At 74.5% G+C, this 14251-nt stretch carries 13 protein-coding genes and 1 pseudogene; 10 read left to right on the top strand and 4 right to left on the bottom strand.

The features are described from left to right. Complete coding sequence (locus OG392_RS32090) at window positions 1–150, top strand: hypothetical protein (protein WP_329285263.1); 150 nt, start codon at window positions 1–3, stop codon at window positions 148–150. A 73-nt stretch (window positions 151–223) separates the two neighbouring features. Here OG392_RS32090 and OG392_RS32085 read toward each other — a convergent pair whose 3' ends face one another. Next, complete coding sequence (locus OG392_RS32085; RefSeq protein WP_329285261.1) at window positions 224–1423, bottom strand: ROK family transcriptional regulator; 1200 nt, start codon at window positions 1421–1423, stop codon at window positions 224–226. A gap of 137 nt (window positions 1424–1560) precedes the next feature. Between OG392_RS32085 and OG392_RS32080 the strand changes: the two genes are divergently transcribed. From OG392_RS32080 to OG392_RS32070, 3 genes are all read left to right on the top strand, one after another. Continuing rightward, a complete protein-coding gene (locus OG392_RS32080; RefSeq protein ID WP_329285259.1) occupies window positions 1561–2142 on the top strand; it encodes a winged helix-turn-helix transcriptional regulator in 582 nt (193 codons plus the stop codon). Continuing rightward, a complete protein-coding gene (locus OG392_RS32075) occupies window positions 2139–3077 on the top strand; it encodes a ketopantoate reductase family protein (protein WP_329285257.1) in 939 nt (312 codons plus the stop codon). The genes OG392_RS32080 and OG392_RS32075 overlap by 4 nt, the downstream gene beginning before the upstream one ends. 146 nt (window positions 3078–3223) lie before the next feature. After that, window positions 3224–3820: a DUF1349 domain-containing protein gene (locus tag OG392_RS32070; RefSeq protein ID WP_329285254.1), complete on the top strand. Its 597-nt coding sequence runs from the start codon at window positions 3224–3226 to the stop codon at window positions 3818–3820. Here the strand turns inward: OG392_RS32070 and OG392_RS32065 are convergent. Beyond that, window positions 3821–5482: pseudogene (locus tag OG392_RS32065) on the bottom strand (FGGY family carbohydrate kinase); the annotation flags it as partial. A gap of 136 nt (window positions 5483–5618) precedes the next feature. Here OG392_RS32065 and xylA point away from each other — a divergent pair. The 4 genes from xylA to OG392_RS32045 all read left to right on the top strand — a co-directional run bounded on the left by xylA (window position 5619) and on the right by OG392_RS32045 (window position 9885). Further along, on the top strand, window positions 5619–6788 hold the full coding sequence (xylA, locus tag OG392_RS32060) for a xylose isomerase (protein WP_329285250.1): 1170 nt from the start codon (window positions 5619–5621) through the stop codon (window positions 6786–6788). A gap of 252 nt (window positions 6789–7040) precedes the next feature. Continuing rightward, window positions 7041–7757, top strand: a complete 717-nt coding sequence (locus OG392_RS32055; protein WP_329285248.1) for a (Fe-S)-binding protein — start codon at window positions 7041–7043, stop codon at window positions 7755–7757. Between the two features lie 77 nt (window positions 7758–7834). Further along, window positions 7835–9238, top strand: coding sequence for a lactate utilization protein B (locus OG392_RS32050; protein WP_329287591.1), 1404 nt, complete (start codon window positions 7835–7837; stop codon window positions 9236–9238). After that, window positions 9235–9885: a LutC/YkgG family protein gene (locus OG392_RS32045; protein ID WP_329285246.1), complete on the top strand. Its 651-nt coding sequence runs from the start codon at window positions 9235–9237 to the stop codon at window positions 9883–9885. The genes OG392_RS32050 and OG392_RS32045 overlap by 4 nt, the downstream gene beginning before the upstream one ends. 100 nt (window positions 9886–9985) lie before the next feature. Here OG392_RS32045 and OG392_RS32040 read toward each other — a convergent pair whose 3' ends face one another. Further along, window positions 9986–10891: an SMP-30/gluconolactonase/LRE family protein gene (locus tag OG392_RS32040; protein WP_329285244.1), complete on the bottom strand. Its 906-nt coding sequence runs from the start codon at window positions 10889–10891 to the stop codon at window positions 9986–9988. A 55-nt stretch (window positions 10892–10946) separates the two neighbouring features. After that, on the bottom strand, window positions 10947–11717 hold the full coding sequence (locus OG392_RS32035; RefSeq protein WP_329285243.1) for an IclR family transcriptional regulator: 771 nt from the start codon (window positions 11715–11717) through the stop codon (window positions 10947–10949). A gap of 296 nt (window positions 11718–12013) precedes the next feature. Between OG392_RS32035 and OG392_RS32030 the strand changes: the two genes are divergently transcribed. Beyond that, entirely contained in the window at window positions 12014–13168 is a 1155-nt protein-coding gene (locus OG392_RS32030) for a mandelate racemase/muconate lactonizing enzyme family protein (RefSeq protein WP_329285242.1), read from the top strand. Further along, the gene (locus OG392_RS32025; RefSeq protein WP_329285239.1) at window positions 13165–14196 is read left to right on the top strand and encodes a zinc-dependent alcohol dehydrogenase; all 1032 of its coding nucleotides are present in this window, start codon (window positions 13165–13167) and stop codon (window positions 14194–14196) included. The genes OG392_RS32030 and OG392_RS32025 overlap by 4 nt, the downstream gene beginning before the upstream one ends. The last annotated feature ends 55 nt before the right edge of the window (window positions 14197–14251 follow it).

The following is a 14251-nucleotide window of genomic DNA, read 5'->3' as shown; positions in this document are numbered from 1 at the left end:
ATGCGGAGCAGCGGCGAAGTGACGCGTACGGGCGCGGTGACGGCGCTTCTGGACGCCACCGGGTTGTTCTTCACGTCGGCGGGGGACGTCTTCCCCGGGGCGGTCGCGGCGGACTGGGCGGCGGGGCGGTCCTCGCGACGGCCCTCCTGACCGGCCGTTCGTCGACGTGCCGGGGAGTCGCGCGGGGTCGCGACCCCGCGGGCGGTTCCCCGTCAGGCCCCCGTCACCCCGCGTACGCCAGGGGGTCGGCCAGGACGTCGTGGAGGACGAGGGCCGCCGCGCCCCGGGAGGCGTCGGTGGCGGCGGAGGCCGGACGGAGGCGTCCCGCCTCGGAGGTCCAGAGGCCGGAGACGACGCGGTCGGCGAGCTCGTCGGCCAGGGCGGGGACGAGCCAGGGCATCAGTTGCGGATAGATGCCGCCGAGGACGACCGCCTCGGGATCGAGGAGGTTCACGGCCCCGGACAGGGCGCGCCCGAGCATCGTGCCCGCCTCGGCGAGCGCGGCGAGGGCCCGCGGGTCTCCGGCCGCGGCGCGGTCCGTGAGTGCGGCGACGTCGGCGACGCGCGCCGCCGCGAGGAGCGCGGCCTGGCCGGCGTACTGCTCCAGGCAGCCGCGTGAGCCGCAACGGCAGCGCGGGCCCTCCGCGTCGACGACCAGGTGGCCGATCTCGCCGGCGAAGCCGTGCGCGCCGCGCAGGAGTTCGCCGTGGACGACGATCGCGCCGCCCACGCCGATCTCGCCCGTCAGGTGGAGGAAGGTCCGGAGGTCGCCGAGGGTGCCGAACCACAGCTCGGCGAGGGCCGCCATGTTGGCCTCGTTGTCGGAGTTCAGCGCGAGGCCCGCCGTGCCGGGGCGCAGCGTGGTGAGGGCGTCGCCGAAGAGGCGCTCGGCGTCGACCTCGTACCAGCCGAGGTTGGGGGCCTGCCGGACGGCTCCGCCGGAGACGAGGCCCGGCAGGGCGAGTCCGGCGCCCGCCGGGGCGAGTCCGTGCCCGGCGGCCGTGTCGAGGACGTCGGCGGCGATCCGGGCGGCGCGGGCCAGCACCTCGGGGGCGCCTGCGGCACGGTTGTCGAGGCGCTCGGTGCGGCGGACGCGGTCGGTGCCGGTGAGGTCGACGACGCAGACCGTCACGTAGTCGACGTTGATCTCGACGCCGAGTCCGGCGGGACCGGTGTCGGCGGGCTTCAGAACGGTGCCCGGCCGTCCCGCCTGCCCGCTGAACGTCTTGCCCGACTCGACGAGGAAACCCAGGTCGAGGAGCTGCTCGACGAGGGAGGAGACGGCGGGCCGGGTGAGTCCGACGCGGGCGGCGACGGCCGCCCGGGTGGTCTCGCCCGCGTCGTGGACGGTCCGCAGGACGAGGCTCAGGTTGTGCCGGCGCACGCCCGACTTGTCGGCCTTGGGTTCCGTGGGCTGGTTCATGGTGAGCGCGAGCCTAGCCGCCCGGTTCGCCCACCCGAAAACGGCTCCGCCACCCGAAACGCCTCCGCCGCCGGGAAGGGGCGCGGCCCGCCCTGAACAGTTCGGTCACCGAACTGTCCTGCGCTAGGGTCACGGCCATGACGCTTCCGCGCGACTACCGCGGTCAGAGTTGCGCCCTCGCCCGCTCCATGGAGATCGTCGGGGAGCGCTGGACACTGTTGATCCTGCGCGACGCCTTCTACGGGGTCCGCAGGTTCGGGGAGTTCGCCGCGCACCTGGGCGTCCCCCGGGCCGTGCTCACCGACCGGCTCACCACCCTCACCGAGGCGGGCGTCCTGGAACGCCGCCCAGGGACGGGCACGGGCCGCCGAGAGGTGTACGGACTCACGCCCAAGGGCATCGCCCTCTGGCCGGCGGTCCGCGCGCTCACCGCCTGGGGCGAGGAGTTCCACGCGGCGGACGGCGGCCCGCGCCGCGTCTTCCTGCACGCCGTGGACGGGGCCCCGCTCGACGCCGACGGACGCTGCACGGGGTGCGGCACCGCCGTACCCGTCGAGGACGTCGTGGTCGCCCCGGGCCCCGGGCTCGGCCCTTCCGGCCCGGACGACGACCCCGTGACGGCCGCCCTCGCCCGGCCCCACCGGCTGCTCGGGCCCCTGATCCGCCCCCCGCTCACCACCGCGCCCCCCGGGCGCCCCACGAGAGGTCCACAACGATGAAGATCCTGGTCGTCGGCGCCGGTGCCACCGGAGGCTACTTCGGCGCGCTGCTCGCCCGCGCCGGACGGGACGTCACCTTCCTCGTCCGCCCGGCCCGGGCGGCGGCGCTGCGTGAGCGCGGGCTGCGGGTGGTGGGCCGGGACGAGGAGTGGGTCCTGACACCCCGGCTCGTGACGGCGGACGCGCTCGACACCCCGTACGACCTCGTGCTGCTCTCGGTGAAGTCCACCGGCCTCGACCGGGCGATCGAGGACATCGCTCCGGCCGTCGGGCCGGACACGGCCGTCGTGCCGCTGCTCAACGGGCTCGCCCATGTCGAGGCCCTCAGCGCCCGCTTCGGAACGTCGGCGGTCCTCGGCGGCGTGGCCAAGGTGGTGACCACGCTCGACGAGAACGGTGACATCCGGCGCCTCGCCCCCCTGGCCCATCTGACGCTCGGCGAGCAGGACGGCACGCGCTCCGCGCGCGTGGCGGGATTCCGGGCGGTGCTCGAAGAGGCGGGCATCGCCTCGCCTGAGCCGGAGCACGTGATCACGGCGATGTGGCACAAGTGGGTGTTCATCACGACCTTCGGCGCTGTGACCAGCCTGATGCGGGGCACCGTCGGCGACGTCCACGACACCCCCGGCGGTCCCTCCCTGGCCCCGGCGCTGCTCGACGAGGCGTCCGCGGTCGCCGCCGCGGCCGGACACCCCGTACCTCAGGCGGAGCGGGCGACGACGCTCGCGGTGGTGGCCGCGGCGGGGTCGCCGATGGTGCCGTCCCTCTACCGCGATCTGACGGCGGGCCGCCCGACCGAGGTCGAGCATCTCTTCGGCGACCTGACCACGCGCGCGCGTGCCCTGGGGGTGGCGACCCCGCTCCTGGATCTGGCGACGCTGCACCTGCGGGTGCACCAGCGGCGCGTCACGGCGGAGGCGGGCGGCGGGGCCTGAGGGAGGAGCGGGCGGCAACAGACCACGGGCGTGGGCCGGGTGGCGGAGCCACTGCCGGGGAAGCGCCGGGTTGGACTCTCGTGCAGGTTCTTGGATCCTCGGGGCAGACCGTGGCGCGCGCCCGGCCCGTTCACGATCATGGCGGCATGAACGTCGACTCCCCGCTCCCCCTCGGCCTCGCATGGCTGACCGCCCCCGCCGCCTGCTCGTTCGCCGGAGGCGTCCTCACCGTCACGGCCGCCCCGCACACCGACGCCTTCACGGATCCGGTCGGCGGGGCGGTCCGGCAGGACGCCGCCGTGGCCCTGACCACGCCTCCGGACGGCGACTGGCAGCTCTCGGCCCGCCTCCGCGTCGGCTTCCGGTCGGCGTGGGACGCGGGAGCGCTCTTCGTCCGCTCCGACGACGACCACTGGGCGAAGCTCAACTTCGAGCAGGCGCCCGACGGAACTCCCAGCGTCTACTCCGTCGTGACCCGGGGCCGGTCCGACGACGCCCTCGCGGGCCCGGTCGCGGGTGACGCGCTGTGGCTGCGCGTCAGCCGGATCGGCGAGGGCTTCGCCTTCCACGTCTCGGACGACGGCGCGTTCTGGCGCCTGGTACGGCAGTTCGCCCTGGGCGGCGCCGGTCCCGTACGGGCCGGCATCGAGGTCCAGTCACCCGTCGGCGAGGGCTGCCGCGTCGACTTCGACGACATCCGTCTCACCCCGACGACCCTGGCCCATCTCTTCGACGGCAGGTGACAGCAGCGGCGTCGCGGCCGTCAGGACCCCCGCGATGCGGTTCCAGGTCTCCTCGTCGCGCTCGACCGCGGGCAGGATCTCGCCCGTCCCCGTGCCCCAGGCCGTCGCCAGGGCCACCGGGTCCGCGCCCGTCACCGCGGCCGCCGCGAGGGCGGCGGCTCCGAGGGCCACGAGTTCCTCGGCGGCCGGGACGACCAGGGGGCGCCCGGAGAGTCTGCGGACGGTCCCGGTCCAGGCCCGGCCGCGCGCCCCGCCGCCGATGAGGCGCAGCGGCCGGTCCCGTACGTCGGGGGCGGCAGGGTCGAGGCCGCAGGCGGCGAGGAGGTGATCGAGGGCGCGCAGCACCGTGAAGGCCGCGCCCTCGTAGGCGGCGCCGAGGACCGCCCGCGGGTCCGTGCCGTGCCGCAGGCCGGTGACCAGGCCGGCGGCGTGGGGCAGATCGGGGGTGCGCTCGCCGTCGAGGTACGGCAGGACGACGACTCCGCCGCCGTCGGCTCCCCCCGGTGCCGCGTCCTCGCGGTCCAGGCCCAGGAGCGCGGCGAACCGGTCCACGGCGAGCGTGCAGTTGAGGGTGCAGCCGAGCGGCAGGTACGTCCCGTCGGTGGCGGCGAACCCGGCGAGGCCGGGGTCCACCGGGCGGGCGCGGGTCGCGGCGAAGACCGTGCCGGACGTGCCGAGGCTGACGACCGGGTGGTCGAGGAGGCCGGAGCCGCCGAGGCCGAGGCCGACCGCGGCGGCCATGTTGTCGCCGGTCCCGGCGGCGACGACGACGGTACGGGGCAGTCCGAGGGCCTCGGCGGCGGCCGCGGTCAGGGTGCCCACGCGGGTGGCGCCGCCGGGCGCGACGGCGGGCAGCAGGGCGGGGTCGAGACCGATGAGGTCCAGGATCTCGGGGTCGTACGCACCGGGTCCGTACGCACCAGGGCGGTCCTTACCCGCGCCGTCCGCACTCGGGCCGCCCGTACCCCGGCCGTACGCATCGGAGCCGTGCGCACCAGGGCCGTCCGTACCCGGGCCGTACGCATCGGAGCCGTCCGTTCCTAGGGCCCGGGCACCCGCGCCGTCGCCCCCGCCCTCGCCGTCACGGGCGCCCCTCCCGTACCAGCACGTCCCCGAGGCGTCCCCGGGGTCGGTCACCGCGATTCCGGTGAGGCGCTCCGTGAGGTGGTCGTGGGGCAGGCGTACCCCCGCGACGGCGTCCGCACGGCGGGGTTCGTGCTCGCGCAGCCACTGCCACTTGGCGGCGGTCATGGAGGCGACGGGCACCGAACCCGTCCGTTCCAGCCAGGCGGCGGGGCCTCCCAGGCGGGTGGCGAGGGCGGCGGCCTGCGGGGCGGAGCGGGTGTCGTTCCAGAGCAGAGCCGGGCGGAGCGGGCGGCCGTCGGCGCCGAGGGTGACGAGACCGTGCTGCTGCCCGGCGACGGCGATGCCGGTGACGGCTCCGGCCGGGACGTCCGCGTCCCTCACGGCCGCGCGGACGGCCGTGACGAGGGCGGTCCACCACTCCTCGGGGTCGCTCTCGCGCGCGCCCGCGGCGCCGGCGACGGTGTGCGGGGCGCGGCCGACGGCGAGGAGTTCGCCGGTGTCGGCGTCGACGGCCGCGGCCTTGGTGGACTGCGTGGAGCTGTCCACGCCGATCACGACGGAGCGCCTCGTGGGCACGTCCTCACCTCTTCCCTGTCGTGCGTCACGGTAGGTCGTCACGGAGCCGATTCGTGGCGGGGGCTGGCGCCCGGTGTGCCCGTCCCGTATTAGTTATCTCAGAAAACAAATCCCGAGAGCAAGAGAGGGACACACCATGCCGGAGCTCTTCTCCCCCACCCCCGAGGACCGCTTCACCTTCGGCCTGTGGACCGTCGGCTGGCAGGGCCGCGACCCGTTCGGCGAGGCCACCCGCCCGGCCCTCGACCCCGTCGAGGCGGTCGAGCGGCTCGCCGCCCTCGGCGCGTACGGCGTCACCTTCCACGACGACGACCTGATCCCCTTCGGCGCCGCGGAGGCCGAGCGCGACGCGATCGTCAAGCGCTTCCGGGGCGCGCTCGACCGCACGGGGCTCGCGGTGCCGATGGCCACCACGAACCTCTTCACCCACCCCGTCTTCAAGGACGGCGGGTTCACGGCCAACGACCGGGACGTACGCCGCTTCGCGCTCCGCAAGACCCTCCGCAACATCGACCTGGCCGTCGAGCTCGGCGCCACCGTGTACGTGGCCTGGGGCGGCCGGGAGGGCGCCGAGTCCGGCGCGGCGAAGGACGTCCGGGTCGCGCTCGACCGCATGAAGGAGGCCTTCGACCTGCTCGGCCAGTACGTCACCGAGCAGGGCTACGACCTGCGCTTCGCCATCGAGCCCAAGCCGAACGAGCCGCGCGGCGACATCCTGCTGCCCACCATCGGCCACGCCCTGGCCTTCATCGAGCGCCTGGAGCGCCCCGAACTCGTCGGGGTGAACCCGGAGACGGGCCATGAGCAGATGGCCGGGCTCAACTTCCCGCACGGCATCGCGCAGGCGCTCTGGGCGGGCAAGCTCTTCCACATCGACCTGAACGGCCAGTCCGGCATCAAGTACGACCAGGACTTCCGCTTCGGGGCGGGCGATCTGCGTCAGGCGTTCTGGCTGGTGGACCTGCTGGAGACGGCCGGGTACGAGGGCCCGCGCCACTTCGACTTCAAGCCGGTGCGGACGGACGGCTTCGACGGCGTGTGGGAGTCCGCGAAGAACTGCATGCGCAACTACCTGATCCTCAAGGAGCGCGCGGCGGCCTTCCGCGCCGACCCGGACGTCCAGCAGGCCCTGGCCGCCTCGCGTCTGCCCGAACTCGCCGTCCCCACGGCCGCCGACGGCCTCGCGGGGCTGCTCGCCGACCCCACGGCGTACGAGACCTTCGACCCGGACGCGGCGGCCGGCCGTTCGATGGCCTTCGAGCACCTCGACCAGCTGGCCCTGGAGCACCTGCTCGGCGTCCGCTGACGCCCGCGCCGCGGGAGGGCCGCAGCTCTGGGGAACGGTCCTCGTCCGGGCGCGGGCCGCCGGGCCCGTCGGCGGCCTCGGCGCGATGCGTCGGCTCGTCGCGGGCACACGGCCCCTGCGACACTACGAACCGCGCGAGGACCGCGCCGGCCGGGCCGCCCGGGACAGGGCGGCCGACCGACTCGCACCGGCTCCGAGGACCATGTGAACCCCGAGGAGCCCGTGAAGGCAGAGGAGCCCGAGGATCCCGTGATGCGTGTCGCCCTCTTCGTCACCTGCGTCAACGACGCCGTCTTCCCCGCGACGGGCGTGGCCACCGTCCGCGTCCTCGAACGCCTCGGCGTGGAGGTCGACTTCCCGGCCGCGCAGACCTGTTGCGGACAGCCTCAGTTCAACACCGGGTACCGCGCCGAGACCGCCCCGCTGGTACGCCGCACGGTCCGGGCCTTCGAGGGGTACGCGTACGTGGTCACCCCCTCGGGCTCGTGCGCGGCGATGGTGCGGCACCACTACGCGGCGTTCGGCGCGGAGGCGGCGGGCCTGGCTCCCCGCGTGTACGAGTTGACGGAGTTCCTGGTGGACGTGCTCGGAGTGACCGACGTGGGCGCCTGGTTCCCCCACCGGGTGACGTATCACCCGTCCTGTCACGGGCTGCGTCTCCTCGGCCTCGGGGAGCGGCCGCGAAGGCTCCTGGAGGCGGTGAAGGGCCTGGAGCTGGTGGAGCTGCCCGCCGCGGAGGAGTGCTGCGGCTTCGGCGGGACGTTCGCGGTGAAGAACCCGGACGTGTCGGCGGCGATGGGCGCCGACAAGATCGCCAACGCGCTGTCCACGGGCGCCGAGGTCCTGTGCGGCGCGGACAACTCCTGCCTGCTGCACGTGGGCGGCATGCTGAGCCGGCAGGGGGCTCCGCTGCGCGCGGTGCACCTGGCGGACATCCTGGCGAGCACGGAAGAGGAGCCCTGGCGGTGAGCGGAACGACGGGCGGGACCCGAGGCGGAACGACGGGCGGGACCGGAGGCGGGCCGACCGGCGGGATCTTCGTCGGCATGCCGGCCTTCCCGGAGGCGGCGCGCGTGGCGGTCGGAGACGCGACGCTGCGCGCCAATCTGCGGCACGCGACCCACACCATCCGCGACAAGCGGGCGCGGGCCGTGGCGGAGCTCGACGACTGGGCGCAGCTCCGACAGGCCGGGAAGGAGATCAAGGACCGGACGCTCCGTCACCTCGACGAGCATCTGATCCGGCTGGAGGAGGCGGTGACGGCGGCGGGCGGCACCGTCCACTGGGCCGCCGACGCCGCCGAGGCCAACCGGATCGTCACCGGTCTCGTCAGGGCGACGGGCGAGACGGAGGTGGTCAAGGTCAAGTCGATGGCCACGCAGGAGATCGGGCTCAACGAGCATCTGGAGGCCGAGGGGATCGCCGCCTACGAGACGGATCTCGCGGAGCTGATCGTGCAGCTCGGCGAGGACCGACCCTCGCACATCCTGGTCCCGGCCATCCACCGCAACCGGGGCGAGATCCGCGACATCTTCCGCGAGAAGATGGCGAGTTGGGGACGCCCGGCACCGGAGGGGCTGTCCGACTCCCCCGCCGAGCTGGCGGAGGCGGCCCGGCTGCACCTGCGGGAGAAGTTCCTGCGGGCGAAGGTCGGGGTCTCCGGGGCGAACTTCATGGTCGCCGAGACCGGCACCCTGGTCGTCGTCGAGTCCGAGGGCAACGGCCGGATGTGCCTGACGCTCCCCGAGACGCTGATCTCCGTGGTGGGCATCGAGAAGGTCGTCCCCACCTGGCGGGACCTGGAGGTCTTCCTCCAGACGCTGCCCCGCTCGTCGACCGCCGAGCGCATGAACCCGTACACGAGCATGTGGACCGGCACGAGCGACGAGGACGGGCCGTCCGCCTTCCATCTGGTGCTCCTCGACAACGGCCGCACCGACGCGCTCGCCGACGAGGTGGGGCGGCAGGCACTGCGCTGCATCCGCTGCTCGGCCTGCCTCAACGTCTGCCCGGTGTACGAGCGGGCCGGCGGTCACGCCTACGGCTCCGTCTATCCCGGGCCGATCGGTGCGATCCTCACCCCGCAGCTCCGGGGCACGGTGAGCGAGGTCGACGCCTCCCTGCCGTACGCCTCCTCGCTCTGCGGGGCCTGTTACGAGGTCTGCCCCGTGGCCATCGACATCCCCGAGGTCCTGGTCCATCTGCGCGAGCGGGTCGCCGCCGAGGGCGGCAAGGGCCACCGGCTGGAACGGGCGGCGGTCAAGGCCTCCTCCTGGGTGCTCGACCGTCCGACCGCCCTCGCGGCGGGCCAGCGGATCGCCTCCGCCACGCGCGCGCTGCACCCGAAACGGCTGCCGGGGCCGGGCGCCCGCCAGTGGTCCGAGCACCGGAACCTGCCCGAACTGCCCGCCGAACCGTTCCGTGACTGGTGGAAGAAGAACCGCCGATGACCACCGACTCACGCGCGCGCGTGCTCGCGCGCATCCGCGCCGCCGTCGCCGACGCACCCGAGGCCCCGGACGTCAGCCGTGACTACCGCACGAGCCACGGCGCCGAGGACCCCGACGCCCTCCTCGACCTGCTCCACGAGAACCTCGCGGAGTACCGCGCCCACGTCCACCGTTCCACGCCGGACGGGCTGCCGGACCTCATCGCCCGGCTCCTCGCGGAGCGCGGCGCCCGCAGTGTCGCCGTACCGCCAGGACTGCCCGAGGAGTGGCTCGCGGCGACCGACGCCGAACCGCGGCCCGACGCGCCCCGGCTCACCCCGTACGCGCTCGACGGCATCGACGCGGTGGTGACCGGATGCGCCCTCGCCATCGCCGAGACCGGCACGATCGTCCTCGACGGCGGCCCGGGGCAGGGCCGTCGCGCCCTCACCCTGGTGCCCGATCTGCATGTGTGCGTGGTCGGGGCCCCCGAGCAGGTCGTGGCCTCCGTGCCACAGGCGCTCCCCCGGCTGGACCCGGCCCGTCCGCTGACCTGGATCTCGGGGCCGTCCGCGACGAGCGACATCGAACTCGACCGCGTCGAGGGCGTCCACGGCCCCCGGACCCTCGAAGTGATCCTGGTGTCCTCCCGTCCCCCGTCCGGCTGACGGCTGGCACGACGGGGGAGCGTCCGCACGGGGACGAACGGCCGCGGTCTCGGCGTCTTCCACCGCCGGGACCCGACCGCGCACCCGGAGGGGCGGGCCCTCAGTGGTCGGCGTACGGAACGCTCGGCAGTCCCCTCCCGCCCGGACGGCAGACGAACAGCCTCCCCGCGTCCGGCTCCGCTAGGCGGCGGTCCGCGGGCAGGCCCTCCGTGGCCGTCGTGATGACGAGGACGTCGAGGTCCGGTCCGGCGAAGGCGCAGCTCGTCACGTGGGAGGCGGGCACCGCCACGCGCGCGTGCGGGGTGCCTTCCGGTGTGAAGGCGAGGACTTCGCCGCCGCCCCACACCGCCACCCACACTCGGCCCTCGGCGTCCACCGTGAGCCCGTCCGGCACCCCGCGGTCCAGGACCGCGAACGGCCTGCGGTCGCTCAGGGTGCCCGTGGCGATGTCGTACGCGAAGACGTCGACGCGGCCGGTCGGGCTGTCCGCGTAGTAGAGGAGCGTCCCGTCGGGGCTCCAGCCGAGGCCGTTGGAGATGGTGACCGACTCCAGGAGCGTGGTCAGTCCGTCGCCGTCGAGGCGGTAGAGCGCGCCCGCGCCGGGGCTTTCGTCGTACGCCATCGTTCCGGCGAGGAGCCGGCCCGCGGGGTCGACGGCGGCGTCGTTCATACGGCGGGGCACGCCGTCCTCGGGCAGGACCGGCGCGGCCAGTTCGACGGCCTCCGTGACCGGGCGGTCCTCGCGCAGCCGGAGGACGGAGGTGCCCGCCGCCGCGAGCAGGGCTCCCGAGGCGCAGGGCTGGACGGCGCCGACGGGGCGGTCGAGGCGGAGCGCCGAGAAAACGGCCAGGTCCGGCTTCGCGTCCCCGTGCGTGAGGGCGGCCCGGTGGACGAGGCCGTCGGGTATGTCCACCCAGAGCAGTTCCTGGCGCCGGGTGTCCCAGACGGGCCCTTCCGTCAGGCGTCCGGGCAGAGGGGAGCAGGGCTGGGCCCTGAGGTGCTGCATCTGGCCTCCTCGGTGGCGTGCCGGTGGTGCGACACGCAGAAACTACGGCTTCGCGTCAGCGCGCCGTCCGGTACCCCAGGCGCTCCGCCAGCCGGCCCGCGCCCTGCACGGCCAGCGCCGTGAGTTCGTTCTCCCGGTCCTCGCTCCAGCGGTGCACGGGTACGGAGACGGACAGCGCCGCGACGACCCGGCCGGAGCGGTCCCTCACCGGCGCGGCCACGCAGCTCACGTCGGGGTTGGACTCCTGCTGTTCGCCCGCGACACCGAGGATCCGGATCTCGGCGAGGGCGGCGCGCAGCGCGTCCGGGTCGGTGATGCTGCGGGGGGTCATGCCCGCCAGGTCGTACCCGTCGAGGCGCTCCTCCAGTTCGGCCTCCGGGAGGGTGGCGAGCAGCATCTTGCCGACGGCCGTGCAGTGGGCGGGCAGTCGGCGTCCGGCCGCGGAGACCATCCGTACCGCGTGGGTCGAGTCGACCTTCGCGATGTAGATGACGTCCATGTCCTCCAGGACGGCCACGTGCACCGTCTCGCCACAGGTGTCGGCGACCTCGCGCGCGACCTGGTGGCCTTCGGCCGCGAGGTCGAGCTGCTCGGCGTACCGGCTGCCGAGCTGGTACGTGCGGACGCCGAGCCGGTAGCGGCCGGGCTGTCCCGGCACCGGCACGAGGTAGTTGCGGGCGGTCAGGGTGGTGACCAGCTCGTGCGTGGTGGTGCGCGGCAGCTGGAGCCTGCGGGTGATCTCGGGGGCGGACAGGATGCCGTCGCCCTCCAGGAAGAGCTCCAGCACGTCGAATGCCCTGGTCACCGCCGGAACGAGTCGTCCCATGGGTCCCCCACCTCGCCTCTGCCCGTTCGGTATCCCGTACTACGACCGAAATCGCGAACAGAGACTAGCGGCGCGCCCCACGACGGGCAACGGGCGGTCGCGCCCCGCTCCGTCGGGGATTCCGCCGGGGCGGGGCGGCCGGACACCCTCCCATTGACACTCCGGCGGGCCGCTGCCTACCGTCACGCCGATCCACCGAACGGCATTCGACATCTCGAACGAGCAGGTTCTCCGGACACCCTCCCGCACCACGTCCACGCCCACGTCCACGTCCGCACTCCTGGGGAGCAACCACCGTGCGCATCACGGGAATCACCACACACGTCGTCGGCACGCCCTGGCGCAACCTCACCTATGTGCTCGTCCACACCGACGAGGGACTGACCGGCGTCGGCGAGACCCGGATGCTCGGGCACACCGACGCGCTCGTCGGCTACCTCCGCGAGGCCGAGCACCACCACATCGCCGGATCCGACCCGTTCGCGGTCGAGGATCTCGTACGGCGCATGAAGTACGGGGACTTCGGGCGGGCCGGCGAGATCGTCATGTCCGGCATCGCGGTCGTCGAGATGGCCTGCTGGGACATCAAGGGCAAAGCCCTCGGCGTACCCGTCTGGCAGCTGCTCGGCGGGCAGGTCACGGACCGGGTGAAGGCCTACGCGAACGGCTGGTACACCACCGAGCGCACCCCGGAGGCGTACCACGGGGCGGCGCGCGATGTCGTGGCACGCGGCTACCGGGCCCTGAAGATCGACCCGTTCGGGACCGGTCACTACGAGCTGGACGCCGAGCGGTCACGGGAGGCCGTCGCGCTGATCGAGGCGGTACGGGACGCCATCGGCCCGGACACCGAGCTGATGGTGGAGATGCACGGCCGCTTCTCCCCGTCCACCGCTGTCCGGCTCGCGCGCGAACTCGCCCCGTTCCGGCCCGCGTGGCTGGAGGAACCGGTGCCGCCGGAGAACCTCAAGGCCCTGTCGAAAGTCGCGGAGAAGGTGGACCTGCCGATCGCGACCGGTGAACGGATCCACGACCGGATCGAGTTCCGGGAGCTCTTCGAGTCCCAGGCCGCCGACATCGTGCAGCCCGACGTCGGTCACATCGGCGGCATCCTGGAGGCCAGGAAGCTCGCCGCCACCGCCGAGACCCACTACGTCCTCGTCGCCCCGCACAACGTGGGCGGCTCGGTCCTCACCGCGGCCTCCCTCCAACTCGCCGCCTGCACACCCAACTTCAAGGTCCTGGAACACTTCAACGACTTCGCGGACGCCGAGATCAAGAAGGTCGTGCGCGGCGCGCCCGAGGTCGACCCGGAGACCGGCTGCTTCACCGTCTCCCACGAGCCGGGGCTCGGGGTGGAGTTCGACGCGGACGCCGCCGCCGAGTTCCCGCAGCAGCGCGCCCGCTTCGACCTGTGGGCCGAGGGCTGGGAGAAGAGGCAGCCCGAGTGAGCACCGGTTCCGCCGCCCTGAGCCGCGCCGTCCTCGTCGATCGGCCCGGCGCGCACCGGCTGGTCGAGCGGGACGTCCCCACCCCCGGTCCCGGCGAGGTCCGGGTGCGGGTCGCCGCCGCCGGGATCTGCATGAGCGACCGCGAGCTGTACGAGGGCCACCGCGCCCCGGGGTACGTCCGCTACCCGATCGTCCCCGGTCACGAGTGGGCGGGGACCGTGGAGGCCGTCGGGCCGGGGGTCGATCCCCTGCTGCCGGGCCGGCCGTGCGTGGCCGAGGGCTTCCGGGCCTGCGGCCGTTGCGAGCGCTGCCGGAACGGGGAGACCAGCCTGTGCACCGCGGGGTACGCCGAGACCGGCTTCACCGAGCCGGGCGCCTTCGCCGACCACGTCCTCGTCCCCGCCCGGCTCCTGCACCCGCTGCCGGACGGGGTGGACCTCCGGGCCGCCGCGCTGCTCGAACCGGCGGCCGTCGTCGCCGCCGCGGTACGGGCCGGCCGGCCGCGCCCCGGTGAGCGCGTCGCCGTCGTCGGCGCCGGGACGCTCGGGCTGCTCGCCGTCCAGTGGCTCGCCGCCTCCTCCCCGGCCGAGCTGGCCGTCGTGGACCCGCGGGAGGACCGGGCGGCCCGGGGCCCGGCCTTCGGTGCGAGCCGCGTGCTCACCCCGGCCGAGGCGGACGGCCTGTCGGGTCGTTTCGATCTCGTCATGGAGACGGCGGGCGCGCCCACCACCGCCGCCTCCTCCTGTCTGCTCGCCCGCCGGGGCGGCCGGGTCGTCCTGACCGGCATGTTCCCGGCGGGGGCCGCCGGCATCGACCCGGTTCATCTGTCGGTCAGCCAGCTGGAGATCCGCAGCGTCTTCGGCGCCTCCTCCGCGGCCTGGTCCGATGCCGTCCGCGCGTTCTCCCTCGGGCTCCTCGACCCGGCCCCGCTCATCACCCACGAGTTCCCCCTCGACCGGTTCGGCGAGGCTCTCGCGCTGGTGGGCGGCGGCGCTCCTGACACGGGCAAGGTCCTCCTCCGCCCCTGAACCCGGCCCGGCGGCGGCCGTTCCGCGCCCGCACCCGTTCGGCGTCGGCTCCCGT

Origin of the sequence: Streptomyces sp. NBC_00691 (assembly GCF_036226665.1) — a bacterium.
Taxonomy (GTDB): domain Bacteria; phylum Actinomycetota; class Actinomycetes; order Streptomycetales; family Streptomycetaceae; genus Streptomyces.
This window is presented reverse-complemented; position numbering and strand designations above follow the sequence as displayed.